Below are 21,924 nucleotides of genomic sequence, written 5' to 3' on the forward strand. Positions count from 1 at the left end.
GAGGTGACTCACGCCTCCAGGCGCTCGCCCGACTCGGGGTGGAACAGGTGGATCTCGGTGGTGTCGCGGACGGCCACCTTGACGTGCTGGCCCAGGGTCGGCGGCGTGCGACCGTCGACGCGGACGACGAAGCGCTGCGACGCGTCGCCGATCTTCACCGCACCGTGCACGAGCGCGTCGGCGCCGAGCTCCTCGACCAGCTCGACCGTCATGTCCATGCCCTCGTCGGTCGACGGCACGATGCCGAGCGCCTCAGGACGGATGCCGAAGGTGACCTCGTCCAGCCCGCTGGCGGCGGCGAGCGCGTCACGGGACAGCGGCACGATGATGCCGTCGAGCTTGGCGCCCTCCGACGTGATCGGGACGGTCTTGAGGTTCATGGCCGGCGAGCCGATGAAGCCCGCGACGAACGCGTTGGCCGGGCGGTCGTACAGCGCGCGAGGCGTGTCGCACTGCTGCAGCAGGCCGTCCTTGAGCACCGCGACGCGGTGGCCCATCGTCATGGCCTCGACCTGGTCGTGCGTGACGTAGATCGTGGTGGTGCCGAGGCGCTGCTGGAGGGCGGCGATGTTCGCACGCGTCTCGACGCGCAGCTTGGCGTCCAGGTTGGACAGCGGCTCGTCCATGAGGAACACGGAGGGCTCACGCACGATGGCGCGACCCATGGCGACGCGCTGGCGCTGACCACCGGAGAGCGCCTTCGGCTTGCGCTCCAGGTACTTGGTGAGGTCGAGCATCTTGGCGGCCTCTTCGACCTTCGCCTTGATCTCGGTCTTCGGCACACCGCGCAGCTTGAGCGCGAAGCCCATGTTCTCAGCGACGGTCATGTGCGGGTACAGCGCGTACGACTGGAACACCATCGCGATGTCCCGGCCCTTCGGCGGAACGTTCGTGACGTCCTTGCCACCGATCTGGATGGCGCCCTCGTCGATGTCCTCCAGACCCGCGAGCATGCGCAGCGCCGTCGACTTGCCGGAACCGGACGGACCGACCAGCACCAGGAACTCGCCGTCGCTCACCTCGAGGGAGAGCTCGTCGACCGCGCGCACCGGCGGATTGCCGGAGAAGATCCGCGACGCCTTGACGTAGGACACCTCTGCCATGTGACGCACCTTTCACCCTTGTCTGGACGCGACGTTAGGGATTGCAAGCGCTTACGTGAACAGACGTAAGCGCTTACGTTTCGCGACGGGGCAACGTAAGCGCTTACGTTCAGGTGCATGAACGAACAGCCGTTGTCAGGTGGCTTCGTCAACGACGTCGTCCGAATCGGAGACACGGTGCGCCGCGAGATGACGGACCGCTCCGAGTTCGTCCACCGGCACGTGCGGCAGTTCCACGACCTGACCGCGGGCACTCCGCTGTCGGGCGCCGCCCAGTCAGTGCGGGACGCACAAGAGTGGGTCACGGCGCACCGGACCGCGTTGGAGGTGGCACTGGAGTAGCGCCACCTCCCAACGAGATCAGCCCTTGACGGCGCCGGACGCGAGGCCCTGCACCAGGAAGCGCTGCACCAGGTAGAACACGACGATCGCGGGAATCGCGACCAGGATGGACGCGGCGGCGAGGTGCCCCCACTCGGTCCTGTTCTGCTGCACGAACACCTGCAGCCCCACGGCCAGCGTCTTCGACTCGTCCGCCGCCGACAGGAAGGCGGACGCGAACGCCACCTCGCCCCAGGCCGTCAGGAACGCGTAGAACGACGTGACGGCGAGGCCCGGCTTGGCCAGCGGCATGATCAGCCGCCAGAACACGCCGAACGGCGACAGCCCGTCCACCCGGCCGGCCTCGTCGATGTCCGACGGCACCGTGTCGAAGTAGCCCTTGAGCATGTACGTGCAGAACGGCACCGCGGTCGTGCAGTAGACGAGCACCAGGCCGAGCGAGGTTCCGTTGAGCCCCAGGGCGATGAGGATGTTGTACAGCGGCACGATCAGCACCGCGAACGGGAACATCTGCACCAGCAGGAACGACATCATCAGGCCGCGCTTGCCGGGGAACCGGAACCGCGAGGCCGCATACCCGGCGGTGGCCGAGATGAAGACGCCGATCACCGTGGTCATCAGGGCGATCACCACGGAGTTGCCGAACCAGGCGATGAAGTCGCCCTTCTCGCCCGACAGCACGCGGGTGTAGTTGTCCAAAGAGGACTCGTTGAACAGCTTCGGCGTCGGCTCGACCGCGCGGGCGTCCGGCTTCAGCGAGGTGACGAAAACCCAGAAGACCGGGAACACCGCGATGATCGACGCGACGATCAGCGTGGCGTGCAGGGCGATGGAGGCACCTTTGGACCGGTCGGTCCGGCGCAGCCGGTTGCCGGTGGACTGAACCACCTTCAGCGACGTTGCGTCGAGCGTCATCACCACACCTCGCCCTGCTTGCGCAGCGCTCGCCGGTAGATCGTGGCGAACACCAACAACACCGAAAGGATCAGCACGCCGTAGGTCGACGCGATGGCGTAGTCGCGGGAAGCGCCCGAGAAGAACCGCTCGAACGCGTAGGTGACCAGGATCCGGGCGTTCGGGTTCGGGCCGGCGATCAGGTAGATCACCGGGAACATGTTGAACGTCCAGATGATGCCCAGCAGCACCACCGTCGACGACACGGAACGCAGGCCGGGCAACGTCACGTGCCGGAACCGCTGCCACGGCGTGGCACCGTCCATTTCGGCCGCTTCGTAGAGGTCGCCCGGAATCGACTGCAGGCCACCGAGGAGCGCCACCATCATGAACGGGACGCCGAGCCAGACGTTCACGATGATCACCGAGACCAGCGCCCAGTTCGACTGGCCGAGCCACACCGGGTCGGGCAGGCCGACCGAGCGCAGGAGCTGGTTGATGATCCCGTACTGCGCGTTGAACATGTACTTCCACGCGAACGCGCTGATGAACGCGGGCACGGCCCACGGCAGGATCAGCATCACGCGGTAGAGCGCACGGCCGCGCACCTGGCGGTTCAGCAGCATCGCCAGGCCGAGGCCGACGGTGTAGTGCAGGAACACGCACGAGAAGGTCCAGATCAGCGTGCGGACGAGCGTGTCCCAGAACGCGCCGAACGACTCTCCGCCGGACAGCACGTTGAGGTAGTTCTTGAAGCCCACCACGTCGTAGGTGGCCGGCCGATCGAGGATCGGGTTGGCGATGTTGCCTTCGTTGATGTTCGTGAAGGTGAAGAACACGCCCTGTGCGAGCGGGTAGAGCACCAACACCGCGATGACCACCACGACCGGCAGCACCATCGCATACGCGTACCAGTACCTGTCCAGGAACCGACGCACCGAGACTCTCCTTCCGGCGAACGGCCGGGGCGGTGAGGCCCCGGCCGTTCAACACGATCAGCCGATCGAGTACTCGGTGACGACCTTCTCCTTGTACGCCTTCGCGACGTCGTCAAGAGCCGTCTTGGCGTCCTTCTTACCGGCCAGGAAGTCCGCGTAGCCGATCTTCAGCGGGTCGAACAGCTCGCCGCCCTCGGGGATCCACGGACGCTCGTGCGCGACCTTGGTGACCGGCTCGAACGCCGCCACGACCTCGTTGGCCTTGACGTCGGCGTTCTGGTAGGCCGACTTGCGGGTCGGCAGCAGGCCCAGTTCCTTGGCGATGGTCGCCTGCGACTCGACCGACGCCATGCACTGGATGAACTTGATGGACGACTGCTTCGCCTTGGTGCCCTGGCGGATCACGTAGTCGTGGCCACCGACCGGGGCGCTGCCCTTGCCGGCGGACGGGCCGGGAACCGGCGCGATGCCGAGGTTCGCCTTGTCGGTGAACGCGGCGCCCTTGAGGTAGTCGGCGACGGCCCACGGACCGTTGATGACCATGGCGGCCTCACCGCTGGTGAACGCGGCCTGCATGTTCGAGTAGGAGTTCGTCGCGTCGAGCGCCGTGGTGGCGGCCTTGGCGTCGAGCAGGCCCTTCGCGGTCTCCAGCGCCTTCACGTTCTGCGGGGAGTTCACGACGATCTTCTTGGCGGAGGCGTCGACCAGGTCGCCGCCCTCGCCGTAGATGAACGGCAGCGCGTAGTACGCGTCGTTGTTGAGGAAGAACGACTTCTCGCCACCCAGCTTGGCGGCAGCGGCCTTGAGCTCGTCCCACGTCTTCGGCGGCTCGACACCGGCGTCGGCGAGCTTCTTCTTGTTGTACAGCAACGCGAGCGAGTCGGTCACCTGCGGCACCGCGTAGGTCTTGCCCTCGTACTTCGTGGAGCCCAGCGGGGCCTCCAGGAAGTCGGAGGTGTCCTTCGCGAGGTCGGTGTCGGACAGGTCGGCGACGTAGCTCAGCTTCGCGAGCGACGGCACCCAGGCAACCTCTGCGCGGAAGACGTCGGGGCCCTGACCGCCCTGAGCGGCGGTCTTGTAGTTGTTGAGCGCGCCGTCGAAGGCCTGCGTCTCGACCTTGACCTTGTAGCCGTCCTTGGTGGCACAGCCTTCCGCGATCTTCTTGAACACCGGGCTCTCGTTGGGACCACTGGTGTCCCAGAAGGTCACCTCGCCCGAGTCGGATCCGCTGTTGCTGCTCGATCCACCGCTTCCGCAGGCGGTGAGCACGAGGGCGACACCCGTCGCCATGGCGGTCACGAGGGTTGTCCGTCGCATCGTTGCTGCCGTTCCCTCCAGCTGGGGCCTCATCTCCGAGTGAGACGAGGGTCTTGCAAGGTTTTGCGAGAATGTTGCGGGCGATTTCACTACCAGAACCATGGTCAGGTCAAGACATGGACCGTAACCAAGCCGTAACGGCCCTGTCTTGCAAACACGCGTTGCAAAATTTTTCTGAACGCGGCAGGCTTGCGCCGAACCTGATCTGAGCTGGGAGGCAACGTGTCCGGACTGTCCGAGATCGCGAGGGCAGCCGGGGTGTCCATCTCGACCGTCAGCCGTGTTCTCAACAGGCGCGCAGGTGTGAACGAGGAGACCCGGCAGCGGGTGCTGTCGGTCCTCGCGGAGATGCCGTACACCCCGCGCGGCCTCGGTGCGTTGCAACGCACCGGCGTGATCGGCCTCCTCGTGCCGGAGCTCTCGAACCCGGTCTTCCCCGCGTTCGCCGAGGCGCTGGAGACGCGGGCCGCACGCCTGGGCTACTCGTCGCTGCTGTGCAACACCCGCAGCGGCGCCCCGATGGGCGAGGAGGAGTACGTCCGCATGCTCCTGGCCCGCGGGGTCGAGGGCATGGTGTTCGTGTCACCGGAGATCACCAACGTCGAGGTGCCGCTCGGCCAGGCGCCGCGCCCGAGCTACTACGCGAAGCTCCTGGCGGACGGCGTCCACATGGTCTTCCTGAACGGTGCCACGCCCGCGCTGGACGTGCCCGACGTGACGGTCGACGAGCAGCTCGCGGGCTACATGGCGACCAGGCACCTGATCGAGCTCGGGCACCGGCGGATCGGGTTCGTCTCGGGCCCCGCGCGCTCGCTGCCGTCCCGGTTGAAGCGCGCCGGCTGGGCCGCCGCACTTGAAGAGGACCACCTGCCGGCGGGCTCGGAGTACGTCTCGCACGCGCCGTTCAGCGCGGAGGGCGGCGGTCAGGCCGTGGCGCGGTTGCTCGACACGGTGAGCCCGACCGCGGTGATCTGCTCCTCCGACCACATGGCGCTCGGCGTCATGCGGGAGGCACACCAAAGGGGGATCTCGATACCCGAGGAGCTGTCGGTCGTCGGGTTCGACGACATCCCGCTGGCTGCCTACTCGTCGCCCGCTTTGACCACGCTCGCGCAGCCGATCGAGGAGATGGCGGCGGCCGCGATCGACGAGCTCGTACTTCGTCTGGACCCGGATCGCCGCAGGCAGAGCACCGACAACTACACCCGCGTCTTCCGGCCGCGGCTCGTCGTGAGGGAATCGTCTGCGCCCGCGAAACCAGATGACCGGTTGACCTAATTGGTCTGGACCAAATTCTGAACAAGGCAGATGGGCCAACCAGCGCGGATGCGTCATTTGAGGGACGCAGGTCACCCTGGCTTCACGAATTGGTTCTGAACCGTTACGGTCCTTTCATGGCGCGGTCGATGCATGTGCGACGTCCGGCAACGTTGGCCTCTCTGGCCGCTGAGCTGGGCGTTTCCCGGACAACGGTGTCCAACGCGTACAACCGGCCCGACCAGCTCTCGCCCGAGCTGCGTCGGCGGGTGTTGGACACGGCCCGAAGGCTGGGTTATCCCGGCCCGGATCCTGTGGCGCGCTCGTTGCGCACGCGCAAAGCCGGGGCGGTGGGCCTGTTGCTCACCGAGAACCTCTCCTACGCGTTCCGCGACCCGGCGGCCATCGGCTTCCTCGAAGGTCTCGCCCTGGCGTGCGAGGACGCCGGCACCGGCCTGCTGCTGGTGCCCGCGAACCCCGAACGCGAGGACGTCGCGTCCGTCCACCGCGCCGGCGTCGACGGCTTCGTCGTCTACTCGGTGCCGGACGACGACCCGCACCTCGCCGCCGTGCTGGAGCGCCCGGTGCCCACCGTCGTCTGCGACCAGCCGGACCTCGGCACCGTGGACCGCGTCGGCATCGACGACCGCGGCGCGATGTACGAGCTCGCGAAGCACCTGATCGGACTGGGCCACCGCCGCATCGGCGTCGTGTGCATGCGTCTCGCGCGTGACCGCAACGACGGCTTCGTGACGCCGGACCGTCAGCACGCCGCCCACTTCCACGTGCAGCGCAACCGCCTGTCCGGCCTGGCCGAGGCGTTCAGCGAGGCCGGCGTCGACTGGTCGCAGGTGCCCGTCGTCGAGCGCTTCGACCACAACATGGCGTCCGGCGCGTCCGGCGCGGCCCAGGTCCTCGACCGCGACCCTCAGGTCACCGCGCTGATCTGCACCTCGGACGTGCTGGCGCTGGGCGCGATGACCGAGGCGGGCCGCCGTGGCCTGCGCGTGCCGCACGACATCACCGTGACCGGCTTCGACGGCATCCGCGCCGGCGAGGAGGCCGGGCTCACGACGGTCCGTCAGCCGGTGCTGGAGAAGGGCCGGGCGGCGGGCAAGCTGCTGCTCGACACGAACGAGCGCTCGCGGCCGCGGTCGGTGAACCTCGCGACCGAACTGATCATCGGCAAGACGTCGGCGGGGCCGCGCGGTGGCGCCGAGGAGCGTTGGTTCGGGCCGTGACGGTCACAGCACTTAGCGCTCGAGCCTGAAGACCGTGGGTGAGCTGGCCTTGCCGGCCAGCTTCGCCACCAGCAGGTAGTCGCCGGGCCCGACCCTCGTGTGGGCCCCGCACCCCGGCTTCGAGGTGGAACCCGCCCACTTCGTGCCGTAGTTGAAGGTCTCCTTCGGCTGCATCACGCGGGTCTCCGTGCCCACCGCCGAGAGGCAGTGGTTGCTCGACCACAGCACCGTCGCGCCGTCCGCGGTCAGCACCGTGAGCTCGCGGTGCTGGCGCCCGATGTCCCTGATGCACGGCACCGGCCCGGTGTTGACGACGTCCATGGACAGTTCCGGCTGGTCACCGATGGTGTAGAACGGCTTGTTCGCCTTCGCCACGACCCCGATCACGTCGTCCGGGCACGGCTGCGGTGGCCCGGGAGGCGGGGGCGGCGGCGTGGTCTCCGTCGGCGAGGGCGGCGGGGTCGTGGAGGAGGACGACGCGGCCGCGGGGCTCTCGGACATGCTCGGCGGCGGGTTCGAGGAGGACGCCGCGGCGGCGTTCGTGGGCTGCCCGGTCTCGGCGTCGGAGCCGAACATCCCGACGATCCAGATCACGAGCAGGAGTGTGACCAGCGCGGCCCCGATCGCGGCGAGACGGCGGCGCCAGTACACCGTGGACGGCAGCGGACCTGTGGGCTCGATCACGGCCCGAACGTAGCTCGACCAGGTCTGATCCAGCGGGAGGCGAGCATCGCTCGATCTGGTGAACGTGATATTGAGCGGAAACCCCTTGTGAACGTGCGCTAACTCCGGTTCCAATCGACGCGGGGTCCGCCGGTAGGCCATGGAGGTGTGTCACATGACCGCGATCGACGAACTGCTCAAGCGGAACTACGAGCTCGGGAACGTGGTTCCCGGAGACCGTTCGTCCGCGAAGCCGTCCCTGCAGGTGGCAATCCTGACCTGCATGGACTCGCGCATCCGGGTGTTCGAGATCTTCGGCTTGAAGCAGGGTGAGGCGCACGTGCTGCGCAACGCGGGCGGTGTCGTCACCGACGACGCGATCCGCTCGCTCGCGCTGAGCCAGCGCAAGCTGGGCACGCGCGAGGTCCTGCTCGTGCACCACACGAACTGCGGCCTGGAGATGGTGACCGAGGACGACTTCAAGGACGAGCTGGAGGCCGACACCGGTCTGCGCCCGACCTGGGCCGTCGAGGCGTTCAAGGTCGTCGAGCAGAGCGTGCGCGGGTCGATGGCGCGGCTGCGGCGCAGCCCGTTCATCCCGCACACCGACAAGATCCGCGGGTTCGTCTACGACGTGCACACCGGTGAGCTGCGCGAGGTCGACGCCGCCGAGTCACAGGCCGCCTGAAGCTCTTTGTGAAGGGCCCCCTCCGGGGGGCCTTTTCGTTGCGCGACAATGGCAGGCGATGAATCACGAGTTGCTGCTGGGCTGGTGGGACACCGCGGCCCGAGACCTGCCGTGGCGCCGTCACGACTGCACCGCCTGGGGTGTGCTGGTCAGCGAGATCATGCTGCAGCAGACGCCCGTCTCCCGCGTCGAACCGATCTGGCACGAGTGGCTGGCGCGCTGGCCGGTACCTTCCGCGATGGCGGCCTCCTCACAGGGTGAGGTCCTGCGGATGTGGGGCAAGCTCGGCTATCCGCGACGCGCCATGCGGTTGCACGAGGCCGCGACGGCCATCGCCCGCGACCACGGCGACGTGGTGCCGTCGGACATCGAGACGCTGGAGTCGCTGCCCGGCATCGGCAGCTACACGGCTCGTGCGGTGGCCACGTTCGCGTACGGGCAGAAGTGCGCCGTCGTCGACACGAACGTCCGGCGCGTCGTTGCGCGCGCTGTGCACGGGGCCGGGGACGCGGGGCCGCCATCCACCAAGCGCGATCTGCGTGACGTCGAGGCGATCCTGCCCGAAGACCAGGAGGACGCCGCCGTGTTCTCGGCGGCGCTGATGGAGCTCGGCGCGTTGATCTGCACGGCGAAGAACCAGAAGTGCGCGGACTGCCCGTTGTTCGCCGAGTGCGCGTGGCAGCTGGCCGGGCGGCCCGCCTACGCGGGGCCGGAGAAGAAGGTGCAGAAGTTCGCCGGCACCGACCGCCAGGTGCGGGGCAGGCTGCTGGACGTGCTGCGAGGTGCGCCGGGGCCGGTGCCCAAGATCCAGCTCGACATCGTCTGGAACGACATCACCCAGCGCGAGAAGTGCCTGGTCTCGCTGCTGGACGACGGCCTGGTCGAGCAGACTCGGGACGGCCTGTTCGCGCTACCTGGGGAGCACTGATGCACGCACTGGTGGCGTTCTTCGACGACGAGGCGGACAAGAAGGTCCGCGAGCTGCAGCAGCGCATCGGCGCGAAGCACGACTACCCGCCGCACCTCACCTACGCCGTCGCGAGCACCATCGGCCCCAAGGTCCGCAAGGAACTGCGGGAGGACCTGGGCCGGCTCTGGCTGCCCGACCTCTACCTGCACTCGCTCAGCACGTTCTCGACGGTCGACAACGTCCTGATGCTCGCGGCCGTGGTGGACACCGAGCTGCTGGCCGTGCACTCCGCCATCCACGACGTGCTGGCGAGCAACGTGAAGAACCCGAGCGCCTACTACCTGCCGGGCAACTGGGTGCCGCACTGCACGCTCGTGCACGACATCGACGACGACGCGATGAAGGCCGCGTTCGCGAAGGTGTTCCCGGTCGAGCCGATCCGCGCGAAGGTCCGCGAGGTGTCGATCGTCGACACTCAGACCGGCGAGATCGACGTGCTCAAGAAGGCCTCCACAGCGCCCCGGTAGACCCACGGCGCGCTGTCGTGCACGACGTGCCCGGCCTCCTCGACGTAGAGGTACCGGCCTCCCGAACGCCGTGCCGCCTCCTGCATCTGCCCTGGTAGCTGGCCGCCCTTGCCCGCCTCGATCACCAGCGACGGGCACTCGACGGCGTCGATGAAGTCCCAGTACGCCCGCGTGCCCCAGTGGCCGGCGATCTCGTACAGGTCGTCCATCTCGGCGATCAGGTGCCAGCCGTCCTCGCGTTCCTCGAAGTACTCGGCGAACAGCGGCACGCCGAAGTACGACGTCACGTGCCCGAGCGACTGGAAGGGCACCGGCCAGGCGTCGAAGAGCCACTTCCACTCGTCGATCGTCCTGCCCCTGTTGTCCGGGGCGAAGTCCTCGACCACAATCGCGCTGACCAGGTCCGGTCGGGTCGCCGCAAGACACCACGCGTGCAGCCCGCCCATGGAGTGCCCGATCACCACGGCGGGCCCGAGGTCCAGTTCCTCGATCGCCGTGGCGGCGTCAGCGACGAAGTCCTCGGTGCGGAACGGTCCCCGCACCGGGTTGCGGCCGTGCCCGCGCTGGTCGAAGCCGACCACGCGCCCGAACGGCCTGAGCCACTGCGCGACCGGCCACCAGGCGGTGGCTCTGCTCATCAGACCGTGCAGGAGCAGTACGCCTTGACCCGTTCCGCCGAACTCCACCACCGACACAGGGATGATTAACGCATGAAGGCCCGCCCGTACCTGATCGCCGTCGTGTTGATCGTGCTCGTCGCAGGTCTGCTCGTGGTGTTCAGAACGCCGGGCGGCGACCCCGCGCAGCAGCAGCGTCAGGAGACGTCACCGGAGGCCGCTGTGGAGGCGGGCGCGGGTGCGGGCGACGCGTACTACCCGACGGACGGCAACAGCGGCTACGACGTCACGCTCTACGACCTGGCGATCACGTACGACCCGGGGTCGAAGAAGCTCGACGGCGTCGCGACCATCACCGCGACCGCGTCGCAGGACCTCTCGCGCTTCAACCTCGACCTCGAAGGCCTGAAGGTGAGCGAGGTGAAGGTCGGCGGCCAGCCCGCGAAGTTCGTGCAGGAGGGCGACCACGAGCTGGTGATCACGCCGGCCTCGCCGCTCGCGAAGAGCAAGCCGTTCACCACCGTCGTCACCTACGGCGGCGAGCCCACGACGATCAACGACGCCTCGCTGGGCCGCAGCGGCTGGCAGATCTCGTCCACCGGAGGTGCGTTCGCCGCAGGTCAGCCGCACTCCGCGACGACGTGGTTCCCGGCCAACGACACCCCGCGCGACAAGGCGGCGCTGAAGGTCGCGGCCCGCGTCCCGGACGGCTGGACGGCGATCTCGAACGGCCTCGAAGGCCCCGCGACCCGCGACGGCGGCTGGACGACGTTCACCTGGTCGGAGGAGACGCCGCTCGCGACCTACCTGGCCACCGTGGCCATCGACAAGTTCGAGGTCGTGCGCTCGAAGCTGCCCAACGGCACGCCGGTGGTCGACGCCTACGCGCCCGGCACGTCCGCCGCGAAGAAGCCGATCCAGTCGCAGGGTCCGGAGGTTCTCGCCTACCTGGAGACGAAGTTCGGCCCGTACCCGCAGCGCGCGGCGGGCAGCATCTGGGTCGCGGACCAGATCGGGTTCTCGCTGGAGACCCAGACCCGTCCGATCTACGCCGCCTGGGCCGACCTGGAGACGGTCGTGCACGAGAACGCCCACCAGTGGTTCGGCGACTCGGTGTCGATCGAGAACTGGGCGGACATCTGCCTGAACGAGTGCCTCGCGTCCTACGCGCAGTGGCTGTGGCTGGAGAAGGAGGGCACGGACCTCGACCAGCGCTACCGCGACAACGTGCAGCAGCGGCGCGACCGGGCGGCGTTCTGGGCGCCGAAGCTCTACGACATGGGCAAGGGCAACGAGTTCCGCGGTGTCTACGACAAGGGCCTGATGGGCATGCACGCCCTGCGCAAGCAGGTCGGTGACGACGTCTTCTTCAAGGCGCTGCAGACGTGGCTGACCAAGCACCGCGACGGCAACGCCTCGTGGCCGGAGTTCGAGGAGCACTTCAAGCAAGCCTCGGGGCAACCGCTCGACGGCTTCTTCTCGGCGTGGTTCCGCAAGTCGGGCATTCCGGAAGATCAGTACCTGCTGCCTGTCGGTGTGCGCCGCTAGAGTCGGTGTCATGGCAGTCGTGAAGATCAACGCGATCAAGGTTCCCGAGGGCAACGGCCCCGAGCTCGAGAAGCGGTTCGCCGCCCGTCTGGGCGCGGTCGACGACCAGCCCGGCTTCCTCGGCTTCGAGCTCCTGCGCCCGGTCGCGGGCGAGGACCGCTACTTCGTCGTCACGCACTGGGAGACCGACGAGGCCTTCGTCGCGTGGCGCGACGGGCAGGCCGGTGCGGCGGCGCACTCCGGTGAGCGCGCACGGCCCGTGTCGAGCGGTGCCGACCTGCTGGAGTTCGAGGTCGTGCTGGGGAGCAAGCCCAAGCAGTGATCGAGGACGCCTACGACAGAGCCGCCGAGCTGATCACCGGCGCGGACGCCGTGCTCGTCTGCGCCGGTGCCGGCATGGGGGTCGACTCGGGTCTTCCCGACTTCCGCGGCACCGAGGGCTTCTGGCGGGCGTATCCGCCCTACGAGCGGCTCGGGCTGAAGTTCGAGGAGATCGCCGACCCCGTGCACTTCGCCGACGATCCCGCACTGGCGTGGGGTTTCTACGGCCATCGGCTCGGCCTGTACCGCGCGACCGTGCCGCACGAGGGTTTCGCCGTGCTGCGGTCCTGGGATGCGCGCGTGTTCACGTCCAATGTGGACGGGCAGTTCCAGAAGGCTGGCTTCGCGGACGTCGCCGAGGTCCACGGGTCCATCCACCACGCCCAGTGCGTGGAACCGTGCACGGACGAGATCTGGGAGTGCACGTTCGACGTCGAGGTCGATCCCGAGACGATGCGGGCGACCGGCGAACTGCCGTCGTGCCCGTCGTGCGGCGGGCTGGCGCGGCCCAACATCCTGATGTTCGGCGACTGGGGCTGGGTGCCGCACCGCAGCCAGCGGCAGCTCGACGAGCTGACGGCGTGGCGCAGGAACCAGCGTCAGCTCGTCGTGATCGAGATCGGTGCCGGCACCGCCGTGCCGACCGTGCGGCGTCAGGCCGAGCTGGCCAGCGCGGCCAACGGTGCGCTCATCCGGATCAACGTCCGCGAGCCGGAGATCCGGCACAACCGCGGGGTGTCGTTGCCCGTCGGCGCGCTGGAAGCCCTCAGAACCTTGGCACGACGAACTGCGTGACGACGGCCCGGTGGTCACTGCCGGGCACGTCGAACACGTCCACCGTGTCCACCAGGACCTTCGAGTCCACCAGCACGTGGTCGATGGTGACCGGCGGAGGCCAGAACCCGCTGTCGCTCGGCCAGGTGTGGATCAACCCCTTGCCCACCTGGTCGGCCGCGTCCACGTAGCCCTTGTTCAGCAGCCGCGTGAGGCCGACGTGGTCGAGCGTGGCGTTGAAGTCACCGGCGAGCACTCTGATCGCACCGGTCGAGTCGGGTGCGGGCAGTCCGGCGAGCTCCCGCTGCCACGCCTCGGGTCCCGCGGTGACGACCGGCGGCAACGGGTGCACCGAGACGACCTCGATGTCCTTGCCCGGCAGGTCGACGAGCGCCCCGGCCTGCTGCAACGTGCCCGGCGGCGTCAGGTCTCGCCGCGAGAGCGGGAACCGGGAGGCGAGACCGCTGCCCGACCCGCCCGGTTCGTCGAGGAAGACCCGGTTGGGCAGCACCTGCCGGAGCCCGGCCCGGTCGAGGTCGCCCACCATCTGAGGCGTGAGCTCCTGCATGGCCAGGATGTCGATGTTGCGCTTCCTGACCTCCTGCACGATGAACTGCGCGTCCGCGATGCCGGTGAGCAGGTTCGACGTCATCAGCCTGACCTGCTGCCCCACCCCGTTCGGCCGTGCGTCGGAGAACGCCCGCGGCGCCACGTTCGCGACCAGCACGACCCCCACCAGAGTCATCGTCAACCCGATGACCCACCTCTTGCGGAACAACGCGAACAGCCCGATGAGCAGGCCCACGACGGTGATGTACGGGGTCAGCGACGTCGCGGCGATCATGTACCGCGTGCCGTCGATGCCGAGCAGCCTGACCAGCGCCGCCGTGACGAACGCCATCGCGCACACGACCAGCAGGAACGTGGCGAACCCGCTTCGAGGCGGCTTCACCTCGGTGGTGACCACGTCGTGCAGTGTGCCCGAGCGCGCGTCGGTCTCCGGTGTGCTCACACCCGAAAGGACGGTCAGCGCCCCTGCCCCGTTGCCCGCCGGAAATTGTCAGACCCCTCCGCCATGCTGATTCCAACCAACTCGGAGGGGGCCCGATGGGAGCCAAGGACTGGATGCTCTTCTACGCATCCGACGACGTCAGCAAGGTCCTGCGCGCAGCACCGAAGATCGACCGCGAGGCCACGGCGGCCTTCGTGGAACGCCTCTACCCGTCACACGACATCCGCCCGATCGAGGACGGCAACCTCCACTACGGCAACCCGCCGGAGGGCACCGTCTACGCCGGCGTCTTCCCCGGTCTGTCGATCATCTGCACGTGGGAGGCCGCCGGTGACTCCTACACCGACCTGCCGGAACACTTCGTCCGCGAGGCCGCCGGCCGCACCCTGTACCTGCACGCCATGCACAGCGTCGTCGACTTCTTCTCGTACGCCATCTGGGAGCCGGACGGCACGCTGCGCCGCGCGTACAGCCTCTCCCCGGACAGTGGCGTGATCGCCGACGTCGGCACTCCCCTGCCGTTCGAGGAGAAGTACCGGGCGGGCGACCCGGAGTTCCTCGAAAGCCTCGATGAGGACGACGAGTACCCGTTCCGCTTCCACCCGCTCGACCTGGCCGAGGCCGCCCTGCGCGAGCTGTTCGGCTTCAACTACGAGGGCGCGTACGAGGACGACGACCCGGAGCTGGAGGAGGTCGTGCTGGCGGGCTACGCCGTGACGCCCCGCTGACTCAGGCCGTGCTCTGCCTCAGGTCCCACCGCATCATCGCCAACGACGAACCCGACCTGGAGCGCTGGTCCAGTCGGGGTTCGCCGTGACGTGGCGCTGAGCAACGGTGATCAGGCGGTAGGAGCCGAGCTCCTCGGCTGTGCCCCCGGAATGCGTTCGAGCAGACCGACGATCGCGTCGACCGTCTGCAGCACCACCTTCGGCTCGATCGGCCCCACCCCCACCGAGTAGGCGATGCCCGCTTCGACCGTTAGGGTCCGCAGATTGCCCATCTGCGACTCGCCCTGCAGTCGCTCGACGACCGCGGGGGTGAGCATCGCGGCCGCCCGGTGCGGATCAGCGGTGAACGCCACGTAGGCCTGGTCCAGGCCGGCGGGCAACCTCAGCTGGTGCCACTGCGGCTGCGGGCCGGTGGCGACGGCCTGGGGCATCTCGGCGACCCACCTCTGCGCGCCGCTGCCTCCCGCCCAACTGCTGGAGGCGAGCTTCAGCGGCTCCAGGCCGGCGGTGGCCACCTCGATCCGGTGCTCGACGTGAGTGACCACCTTGTCCTGAGTGGACGCGCTGTTCAGCTCGATCGAGGCCTCGGTCAGGCGGACCTGCCAGCCGTGGCGTTGAAAGTCGAGCGCGTGGTCGAACCGCGCCTCCGACGCCCGGCGCAGCCAGCCGAGCGCGCTGCCGTGCTCCTCCACGAACGGCCGGCGCAGGTCAGCGGACCAGGCGGGCGCGACCGTGTCCGTTCCGCCCAGACCTGCGGCGAACTTCGCCAGTTCGGCCGCGTGGTCGAGGGCTGTCCTGCGGTCCGCGCGCCACCGCCACCAGAACATCAGTGCGAACAGCGCCACCAGGATCAGCACGAGCAGTCCCAGCTTGAGCTTCCACGGTTCCATGTCGTCCGTTCCCCGGTGGATCAGATGGATCAGATGTCGAGGTAGCCCTCGATGCGCTGCTTCGAGTGGTCAGAGCCGGTCTCGTCGTACGAGTTGGCCTTGTCCGTCATGCCCTGGTTGCGCAGGCCCTTCTCGTGCGTCGGGTTGACCTGTGCCAACGCCTCGTTGCCGGCGGCGTCCACCATGGACTTGCCGAAGCCCTGCTGCACGCGCTCGCCGATCATTCCGTCCTTGCTGTTCAGACGGGTGAGCGGATTGGCTTTGAGCTTCTGCAGCTTGCTCAGGCCCTGGAGCTGCACGTCGGCCGCGTGGCTCGCGACCTTCTTGTCCGCCATGGACTTCTGGAACGCGGTCCGCACGTTCTTGAGCCGGCTGCCCAGCTTGCGCAGGAACTCCATGATCTTCTGCAGGAACTGGCGCAGCTTCGCGACGATGCGGGACACCCGGCTCGCCGTCGACGCCACGCGGACGCCGGTGGCGGCTCCGGCCGCGGCGGTGGAGGCGCCGAAGCTCGGGACCGCGGCGGCCAGTGCCGGGATCCAGATCATGATCAGCCAGGTGATCAGCTCGGTCAGGATGGCCTTGATGATGTCCTCGATGATCGTCATGATCATGGACGAGATCATCAGCATCTCGGCCAGCTCACCGGCCTGGCCCGCCACGCCGTCGATGCCGTTGGCGAACTCGCCCAGCCTCGTGCTGGCGACCTCGGCCGTCTGCCCGCCCCAGGTCTGCACGGAGCTCGACAGGTCCTGGTCGAACGTCTCCCGCAGCTTGCCGATGCCCTCGGCGATCGCGCCGTAGTTCTCGCCCGCCTGACTGAGCGCCGGGCCGTCACCGCTGACGAAGTGGATCGCGTCCTCCAGCGGCTGGACGACGCTGATCAGGAAGTTCAGCCCCTGCCCGACGAGCCAGCCGATCGGGTCCATCGCGATGCCCTGGGCGGCGGTGCCGACCGCGCTGATCAACGCGCTGCCCTCGGAGGCGAGAGCGGCGCTGCCGCCGGTCTCACCGCTCTTGCCGAACGCTTCCTTGGTCTTGAGGTAGCTGCCGTAGAACGGCGCGGCCTCCGCCATCTTCTGGCCGGTCGTCTTCTCACCAACGGTGATCTTGACGCCGCCGGCCTCGAACTCCTCTTCCGCCACGGCGACGCCCTACTTCCCGCTGATCTCGATCTGGACGCCGCTGAAGATGGCCTTCAGCGCGTCCTCCTGGTCCTGGTAGCCCTGCGCGGTGCCGCGGAACTTGTCGCCGGCCGACTGCAGACCGCTCTGCATGTCCTTCATCAGTTCCCTGAGGTCGCCGAGCATCTGGTCGTACTCGTCCTTCACGAACAGGCCGACGATTCCCCACGACTTCTGGCCCACGTCCGCCTTGTCCACAAGTCCGGCGATCTCTCCCGCCGTGCCCTTGTGACCGTCCAGCTTGCCCGCGAAGGCCGTCAGCTCCTCGGTGTCGACTTCGAAGCCGCTCATCGTCCGTCCTCATCGTCGTAGAGGTTCAGGTAGCCGCCCTGCTTCGGTGGCGCCTGGGGTGGTGGCTGCGGAGACCGCGACTGCCACGAGTCACCGCGGAGGACGTTCTGGTCGGAGTAGTCCTCGGGAGGCTCCGGTGCCTGCCTGCGCGGCGGCGGCGGAGGCGTCTGCCGGTCAGGCGGAACCGGTGCGGGTGGCGGCTGGCGGACCGGTCCTGCCTGCGGTGCGGGCGGAGGCGTCGGTGGTGCCGGAGGCCGTTGCGGCGCCGGGACCGTCTCCTCCTCCGTCGCCCGCTTGAGGTCCTCTTTGGACATTCCGAAGAGCTGCGCCTGCGTTTCCAGCACCTGGTCCTTGAGGTGCATGTCGTCACCCAGCGCACCCTCGACGATCCCCGCCTGGCGGCGCGCCGCTTCCGCGACCGCCTTCTGCAGCGTGGACATCAGCTCGGCGGCCAGCGCGTGCGGCGGGCGACGCATGGCCTGGTCCGTGAGTCTGATGTCCTTGATCGAACCGGAGGGTCCCGCGACGACGGTGACAGCCCGGTCGGGCGACGTGGCCACCGCCTCCATGTCGACCAGCTGCTGCTGCATGTCGCCGATGTTGGCGAACTGCTGGTCGACACGTTGCATCTGAGCCTGGAACCGCTCGAACTGAGCTACTAGCTGGTCGAACTCAGCCGACACCGCTGGGGCCTCGCTTTCATCAGGTCACCGTGAGCAGAGATTGTCGACATCGAATCACCGACACGTAGGCGAAACGGTCAAATCCGCACTGCCTTGTGATCCGACGGACAGAGAACGAGGCAGGTTCCACGCACACGAGAACGGCCCCCAGGCCGCGAAGCCTGGGGGCCGTTCTCACGCACTGCCTAGATCACTCGGTCTCGTTCGCCGGAGCGTCCTGCGGCTCGGCGGCGGGCGCCGTGGCGGTGAGGTCGACGGGCGGGGCGTCGGGCACGCGGTTCGGCTTGGCCTCGCCGCGGAACACGAACTTCGCCTTGTCGTGCTGGTCCGACTCGCCGTCCCAGCCCTCGACGTCGGTGATGATGATCTGGCCCGGCTGGATCTCGCCGAACAGGATCTTCTCCGACAGGGTGTCCTCGATCTCGCGCTGGATCGTCCTGCGCAGCGGGCGGGCGCCCAGCACCGGGTCGAAACCGCGCTTGGCCAGCAGGGACTTGGCCCTGTCGGTCAGCTCGATCGCCATGTCCTTGTTCTTCAGCTGCGTCTCGACGCGGGCGATCATCAGGTCCACCATCTTGATGATCTCGTCCTGAGTCAGCTGGTGGAAGACGATGATGTCGTCGATGCGGTTGAGGAACTCGGGCCGGAAGTGCTTCTTCAGCTCGTCGTTGACCTTGTTCTTCATGCGCTCGTAGTTGGACGCGGTGTCCTGACCCGAGGTGAAGCCGAGGCCGACGGCCTTGCTGATGTCCGACGTGCCCAGGTTCGACGTGAAGATGATGACGGTGTTCTTGAAGTCCACCGTCCGGCCCTGACCGTCGGTCAGGCGGCCGTCCTCCAGCACCTGGAGCAGCGTGTTGTAGACCTCCTGGTGGGCCTTCTCGATCTCGTCGAAGAGCACGACGGAGAACGGCTTGCGGCGCACCTTCTCGGTGAGCTGGCCGCCCTCTTCGTAGCCGACGTAACCGGGAGGGGCACCGAAGAGCCGCGACGCGGTGTACCGGTCGTGGAACTCGCCCATGTCGATCTGGATGAGCGCGTCGTCCTCGCCGAACAGGAAGTTCGCGAGCGCCTTCGAGAGCTCGGTCTTACCGACCCCGGACGGGCCGGCGAAGATGAACGAGCCGGAGGGGCGCTTCGGGTCCTTCAGACCGGCGCGGGTGCGGCGGATCGCCTGCGACACGGCCTTGACCGCGTCGACCTGGCCGATGATCCGCTTGTGCAGCTCGTCCTCCATGCGGAGCAGACGCGTGGTCTCCTCCTCGGTGAGCTTGAACACCGGGATGCCGGTCCAGTTGGCGAGGACCTCGGCGATCTGCTCGTCGTCGACCTCGGCGACGACGTCCAGGTCACCGTCCTTCCACTGCTTCTCCCGCTCGGCCTTCTGGCCCAGGAGCTGCTTCTCCGCGTCACGCAGCTTCGCCGCGCGCTCGAAGTCCTGCGCGTCGATCGCGGACTCCTTGTCGCGACGAACGTCCGCGATCTTCTCGTCGAACTCGCGCAGGTCTGGCGGCGCGGTCATCCGGCGGATGCGCATGCGCGCGCCGGCCTCGTCGATGAGGTCGATCGCCTTGTCCGGCAGGAACCGGTCGTTGATGTACCGGTCGGCCAGCGTGGCGGCGGCGACCAGCGCGGAGTCGGTGATCGAGACGCGGTGGTGCGCCTCGTACCGGTCGCGCAGGCCCTTGAGGATCTCGATGGTGTGCTCGAGCGACGGCTCGCCCACCTGGATCGGCTGGAAGCGGCGCTCCAGCGCGGGGTCCTTCTCGACGTGCTTGCGGTACTCGTCGAGGGTGGTGGCACCGATCGTCTGCAGCTCGCCACGAGCCAGCATCGGCTTGAGGATCGACGCGGCGTCGATCGCGCCCTCGGCGGCACCCGCACCGACGAGGGTGTGGATCTCGTCGATGAACAGGATGATGTCGCCGCGCGTGCGGATCTCCTTGAGGACCTTCTTCAGGCGCTCTTCGAAGTCACCGCGGTAGCGCGAGCCCGCGACCAGCGAGCCGAGGTCGAGCGTGTAGAGCTGCTTGTCCTTGAGCGTCTCGGGCACCTCGCCCTTGACGACCATCTGCGCCAGCCCCTCGACGACGGCGGTCTTGCCGACGCCGGGCTCGCCGATGAGGACCGGGTTGTTCTTGGTGCGGCGGGACAGCACCTGCATGACCCGCTCGATCTCCTTGGCGCGCCCGATCACCGGGTCGAGCTTGCCTTCACGGGCAGAGGCCGTGAGGTTGCGCCCGAACTGGTCGAGCACCAAGGAGGACGACGGCGTGCCCTCGCCACGACCGGTCGACTCCGCCGCACCCTTCTCGGTGGAGTAACCGGACAGCAACTGCAGCACCTGCTGACGCACCCGGTTGAGGTCGGCCCCGAGCTTCACGAGGACCTGGGCGGCGACGCCCTCGCCCTCGCGGATCAGGCCGAGCAGGATGTGCTCGGTGCCGATGTAGTTGTGGCCGAGCTGAAGCGCCTCGCGCAGCGAGAGCTCCAGGACCTTCTTCGCACGGGGGGTGAAGGGGATGTGTCCACTCGGAGCCTGCTGGCCCTGGCCGATGATCTCTTCGACCTGCTGGCGGACGCCCTCCAGCGCAATCCCCAACGACTCGAGCGCCTTGGCGGCGACACCTTCACCCTCGTGGATCAGACCCAGGAGGATGTGCTCGGTGCCGATGTAGTTGTGGTTGAGCATCCGTGCCTCTTCTTGGGCAAGGACAACCACCCGCCTCGCGCGGTCGGTGAACCTTTCGAACATTCGCACTCCCTGACTGCTGCGTCGGCGGTCCTCGGCTCCACCGATCTACCCTGGTGAGCGCGGCACCGTGGCTCCACTGTAGTGGGCGGTCCCGAGGCCTGTGGCTCCCATCAGCGGCAAGCCGCGTCCGGCGAACATTGACATCAGCATCAACGCAGGTCGGAAGCAACGGATTCCACAGATCGGGCGATGTCCGCTGAACGCGAACAACCGACCGTTGAGCGATACTCCTGTGATCGGGGACACCTGGGGGAGGCGAAAGAAGAGCGTCGTGGGTAAGGTTAGGCAAGCCTCATACGCATGAGATTGGACTTGCGCGTTGACCGTACCTGCGAGGGTCTCACAGCAGAACCCGCGTGCGCTCACGCCACTGGCCGAATCCATCGCCCGCCTGCAGACCGGCACCGAGATCGTCTTCGGCACACCGTCTGAAGACTGGACGATCTGCTCGGACCTGCTGGCGGAGCCCACCCGGTTCGACCTGTGGCGCAAAGACCTCGCGGAGTGGATGGTCGAGCAGTACGGCGAGTCCGACGACCGCGCGACGGCCGGCTACATCATGGGCTGGTACCTGCACCAGCCCGGCTACCTCGCCGGTCTCCTCTTCCACACGGCCCGCCGGGTACCGACGCTCAAGCCCTCGGACATGGCGTTCCGCATCAACCCGACAGGCCGCCCGCACCCCGACGGCACGGCCGTGATGTGCGACGAGTTCGCCTGCCTCCCGGACGACCCGGCCTCGAACCACCCAGCGGCAACCGTGGTGGCCAACGAAGCAGCCCTGGCCGCAGTACTACGCGCCCGCTACGCAGCCCACGCAGCCCAGTTCGTGGCCTCCTTCGGCCAGGTGGTCCGCTTCGGCCGCCGCCAGCTCTGGGCAGCAGCGACCGACATGCTCGAGTACGGCGCGTGGGCGGCAGGCCGCCAGTTCGGCGACGAGAACGCAGGCGTGACCGACGCGGCGATGATCCTCCCGGAGAAGCTGGAGCCGTTCGTGGCGGCTTCCTCGCTGCACTTCACGGATGAGGGCTGGAAGCGCAAGCGCAACAGCTGCTGCTTCCACTACGTCCTGCCCGACGCAGAGCCGTGCACAGCCTGCCCCCGCACCTGCAAGTAACTAACGCCCAACCACCGCGATGCCGAAGGCGAGCCGTCCTTAGCAAACGGGCCAGGCGGTGGGGTCCCATCACGAGTCGCGCCATAGCACTTGCTGCACCTGAAGAAGGGTGTCAAGCGGACAC

23 protein-coding genes are annotated in these 21,924 nt (G+C 68.0%); 11 read left to right on the forward strand and 12 right to left on the reverse strand.

Features of this window, described 5'->3' with window-relative positions; all coding sequences use genetic code 11:
* Window positions 1–8: 8 nt before the first annotated feature.
* Window positions 9–1,103: an ABC transporter ATP-binding protein gene (locus SK571_RS18320; protein ID WP_319985283.1), complete on the reverse strand. Its 1,095-nt coding sequence runs from the start codon at window positions 1,101–1,103 to the stop codon at window positions 9–11.
* A gap of 117 nt (window positions 1,104–1,220) precedes the next feature.
* Here SK571_RS18320 and SK571_RS18325 point away from each other — a divergent pair, with 117 nt between their 5' ends.
* Window positions 1,221–1,445 (forward strand): hypothetical protein, encoded by a 225-nt coding sequence (locus tag SK571_RS18325; RefSeq protein ID WP_319985284.1) that lies wholly within the window; start codon window positions 1,221–1,223, stop codon window positions 1,443–1,445.
* Between the two features lie 18 nt (window positions 1,446–1,463).
* On the opposite strand, the gene SK571_RS18330 is transcribed toward SK571_RS18325, so the two are convergent.
* From SK571_RS18330 to SK571_RS18340, 3 genes are read right to left on the reverse strand one after another with little or no spacing between them, the layout of a single operon-like run.
* Window positions 1,464–2,360, reverse strand: coding sequence for a sugar ABC transporter permease (locus SK571_RS18330; RefSeq protein WP_319985285.1), 897 nt, complete (start codon window positions 2,358–2,360; stop codon window positions 1,464–1,466).
* Window positions 2,360–3,277, reverse strand: coding sequence for a carbohydrate ABC transporter permease (locus SK571_RS18335; RefSeq protein WP_319985286.1), 918 nt, complete (start codon window positions 3,275–3,277; stop codon window positions 2,360–2,362). Before SK571_RS18335 ends, SK571_RS18330 begins: the two co-directional genes overlap by 1 nt.
* Window positions 3,278–3,334: 57 nt before the next feature.
* Window positions 3,335–4,594, reverse strand: a complete 1,260-nt coding sequence (locus SK571_RS18340; protein WP_319985287.1) for an extracellular solute-binding protein — start codon at window positions 4,592–4,594, stop codon at window positions 3,335–3,337.
* Between the two features lie 222 nt (window positions 4,595–4,816).
* Here SK571_RS18340 and SK571_RS18345 point away from each other — a divergent pair, with 222 nt between their 5' ends.
* On the forward strand, window positions 4,817–5,872 hold the full coding sequence (locus SK571_RS18345) for a LacI family DNA-binding transcriptional regulator (protein ID WP_319985288.1): 1,056 nt from the start codon (window positions 4,817–4,819) through the stop codon (window positions 5,870–5,872).
* Between the two features lie 116 nt (window positions 5,873–5,988).
* Complete coding sequence (locus SK571_RS18350; RefSeq protein ID WP_319985289.1) at window positions 5,989–7,092, forward strand: LacI family DNA-binding transcriptional regulator; 1,104 nt, start codon at window positions 5,989–5,991, stop codon at window positions 7,090–7,092.
* Between the two features lie 12 nt (window positions 7,093–7,104).
* Here the strand turns inward: SK571_RS18350 and SK571_RS18355 are convergent, their stop codons facing one another.
* A complete protein-coding gene (locus SK571_RS18355) occupies window positions 7,105–7,776 on the reverse strand; it encodes a hypothetical protein (protein WP_319985290.1) in 672 nt (223 codons plus the stop codon).
* A gap of 154 nt (window positions 7,777–7,930) precedes the next feature.
* On the opposite strand from SK571_RS18355, the gene SK571_RS18360 reads away from it, so the two are divergent.
* The 3 genes from SK571_RS18360 to SK571_RS18370 are packed head-to-tail and all read left to right on the forward strand — an operon-like array spanning window position 7,931 to window position 9,880.
* A complete protein-coding gene (locus SK571_RS18360) occupies window positions 7,931–8,443 on the forward strand; it encodes a beta-class carbonic anhydrase (RefSeq protein WP_319985291.1) in 513 nt (170 codons plus the stop codon).
* Between the two features lie 58 nt (window positions 8,444–8,501).
* A complete protein-coding gene (locus SK571_RS18365) occupies window positions 8,502–9,371 on the forward strand; it encodes an A/G-specific adenine glycosylase (protein ID WP_319985292.1) in 870 nt (289 codons plus the stop codon).
* Window positions 9,371–9,880, forward strand: coding sequence for a 2'-5' RNA ligase family protein (locus SK571_RS18370; protein WP_319985293.1), 510 nt, complete (start codon window positions 9,371–9,373; stop codon window positions 9,878–9,880). The genes SK571_RS18365 and SK571_RS18370 overlap by 1 nt, the downstream gene beginning before the upstream one ends.
* Here the strand turns inward: SK571_RS18370 and SK571_RS18375 are convergent.
* Complete coding sequence (locus tag SK571_RS18375; RefSeq protein WP_406602000.1) at window positions 9,829–10,575, reverse strand: alpha/beta fold hydrolase; 747 nt, start codon at window positions 10,573–10,575, stop codon at window positions 9,829–9,831. The two genes, SK571_RS18370 and SK571_RS18375, sit on opposite strands and share 52 nt — an antisense overlap.
* A gap of 15 nt (window positions 10,576–10,590) precedes the next feature.
* On the opposite strand from SK571_RS18375, the gene SK571_RS18380 reads away from it, so the two are divergent.
* Genes SK571_RS18380 through SK571_RS18390 form a run of 3 tightly spaced genes read left to right on the forward strand, consistent with a single transcriptional unit; the run spans window position 10,591 to window position 13,161 of the window.
* Window positions 10,591–12,045 (forward strand): M1 family metallopeptidase, encoded by a 1,455-nt coding sequence (locus SK571_RS18380; RefSeq protein ID WP_319985294.1) that lies wholly within the window; start codon window positions 10,591–10,593, stop codon window positions 12,043–12,045.
* 10 nt (window positions 12,046–12,055) lie between these two features.
* Window positions 12,056–12,367 (forward strand): antibiotic biosynthesis monooxygenase family protein, encoded by a 312-nt coding sequence (locus SK571_RS18385; RefSeq protein WP_089910289.1) that lies wholly within the window; start codon window positions 12,056–12,058, stop codon window positions 12,365–12,367.
* Window positions 12,367–13,161, forward strand: coding sequence for an SIR2 family NAD-dependent protein deacylase (locus SK571_RS18390; protein WP_319985444.1), 795 nt, complete (start codon window positions 12,367–12,369; stop codon window positions 13,159–13,161). The genes SK571_RS18385 and SK571_RS18390 overlap by 1 nt, the downstream gene beginning before the upstream one ends.
* Here SK571_RS18390 and SK571_RS18395 read toward each other — a convergent pair.
* Window positions 13,133–14,152 carry an endonuclease/exonuclease/phosphatase family protein gene (locus tag SK571_RS18395; RefSeq protein ID WP_319985295.1) on the reverse strand — a complete coding sequence of 340 codons (1,020 nt, stop codon included), beginning with the start codon at window positions 14,150–14,152 and terminating at the stop codon, window positions 13,133–13,135. The two genes, SK571_RS18390 and SK571_RS18395, sit on opposite strands and share 29 nt — an antisense overlap.
* A 95-nt stretch (window positions 14,153–14,247) precedes the next feature.
* On the opposite strand from SK571_RS18395, the gene SK571_RS18400 reads away from it, so the two are divergent.
* Complete coding sequence (locus SK571_RS18400; RefSeq protein ID WP_319985296.1) at window positions 14,248–14,880, forward strand: DUF6928 family protein; 633 nt, start codon at window positions 14,248–14,250, stop codon at window positions 14,878–14,880.
* A 110-nt stretch (window positions 14,881–14,990) separates the two neighbouring features.
* Here the strand turns inward: SK571_RS18400 and SK571_RS18405 are convergent, their stop codons facing one another.
* From SK571_RS18405 to SK571_RS18425, 5 genes are all read right to left on the reverse strand, one after another.
* A complete protein-coding gene (locus tag SK571_RS18405) occupies window positions 14,991–15,770 on the reverse strand; it encodes a hypothetical protein (RefSeq protein ID WP_319985297.1) in 780 nt (259 codons plus the stop codon).
* 29 nt (window positions 15,771–15,799) lie between these two features.
* Window positions 15,800–16,915, reverse strand: coding sequence for a hypothetical protein (locus SK571_RS18410; protein WP_319985298.1), 1,116 nt, complete (start codon window positions 16,913–16,915; stop codon window positions 15,800–15,802).
* A 9-nt stretch (window positions 16,916–16,924) separates the two neighbouring features.
* On the reverse strand, window positions 16,925–17,245 hold the full coding sequence (locus tag SK571_RS18415; protein ID WP_319985299.1) for a WXG100 family type VII secretion target: 321 nt from the start codon (window positions 17,243–17,245) through the stop codon (window positions 16,925–16,927).
* Complete coding sequence (locus SK571_RS18420) at window positions 17,242–17,874, reverse strand: YbaB/EbfC family nucleoid-associated protein (RefSeq protein ID WP_319985300.1); 633 nt, start codon at window positions 17,872–17,874, stop codon at window positions 17,242–17,244. The genes SK571_RS18415 and SK571_RS18420 overlap by 4 nt, the downstream gene beginning before the upstream one ends.
* A gap of 244 nt (window positions 17,875–18,118) precedes the next feature.
* Window positions 18,119–20,683 carry an ATP-dependent Clp protease ATP-binding subunit gene (locus SK571_RS18425; RefSeq protein ID WP_319985301.1) on the reverse strand — a complete coding sequence of 855 codons (2,565 nt, stop codon included), beginning with the start codon at window positions 20,681–20,683 and terminating at the stop codon, window positions 18,119–18,121.
* A gap of 319 nt (window positions 20,684–21,002) precedes the next feature.
* Here SK571_RS18425 and SK571_RS18430 point away from each other — a divergent pair, with 319 nt between their 5' ends.
* Complete coding sequence (locus SK571_RS18430; RefSeq protein WP_319985302.1) at window positions 21,003–21,800, forward strand: (2Fe-2S)-binding protein; 798 nt, start codon at window positions 21,003–21,005, stop codon at window positions 21,798–21,800.
* The last annotated feature ends 124 nt before the right edge of the window (window positions 21,801–21,924 follow it).

It is taken from the genome of Lentzea kristufekii, assembly GCF_033949925.1.
Taxonomy (GTDB): domain Bacteria; phylum Actinomycetota; class Actinomycetes; order Mycobacteriales; family Pseudonocardiaceae; genus Lentzea; species Lentzea kristufekii.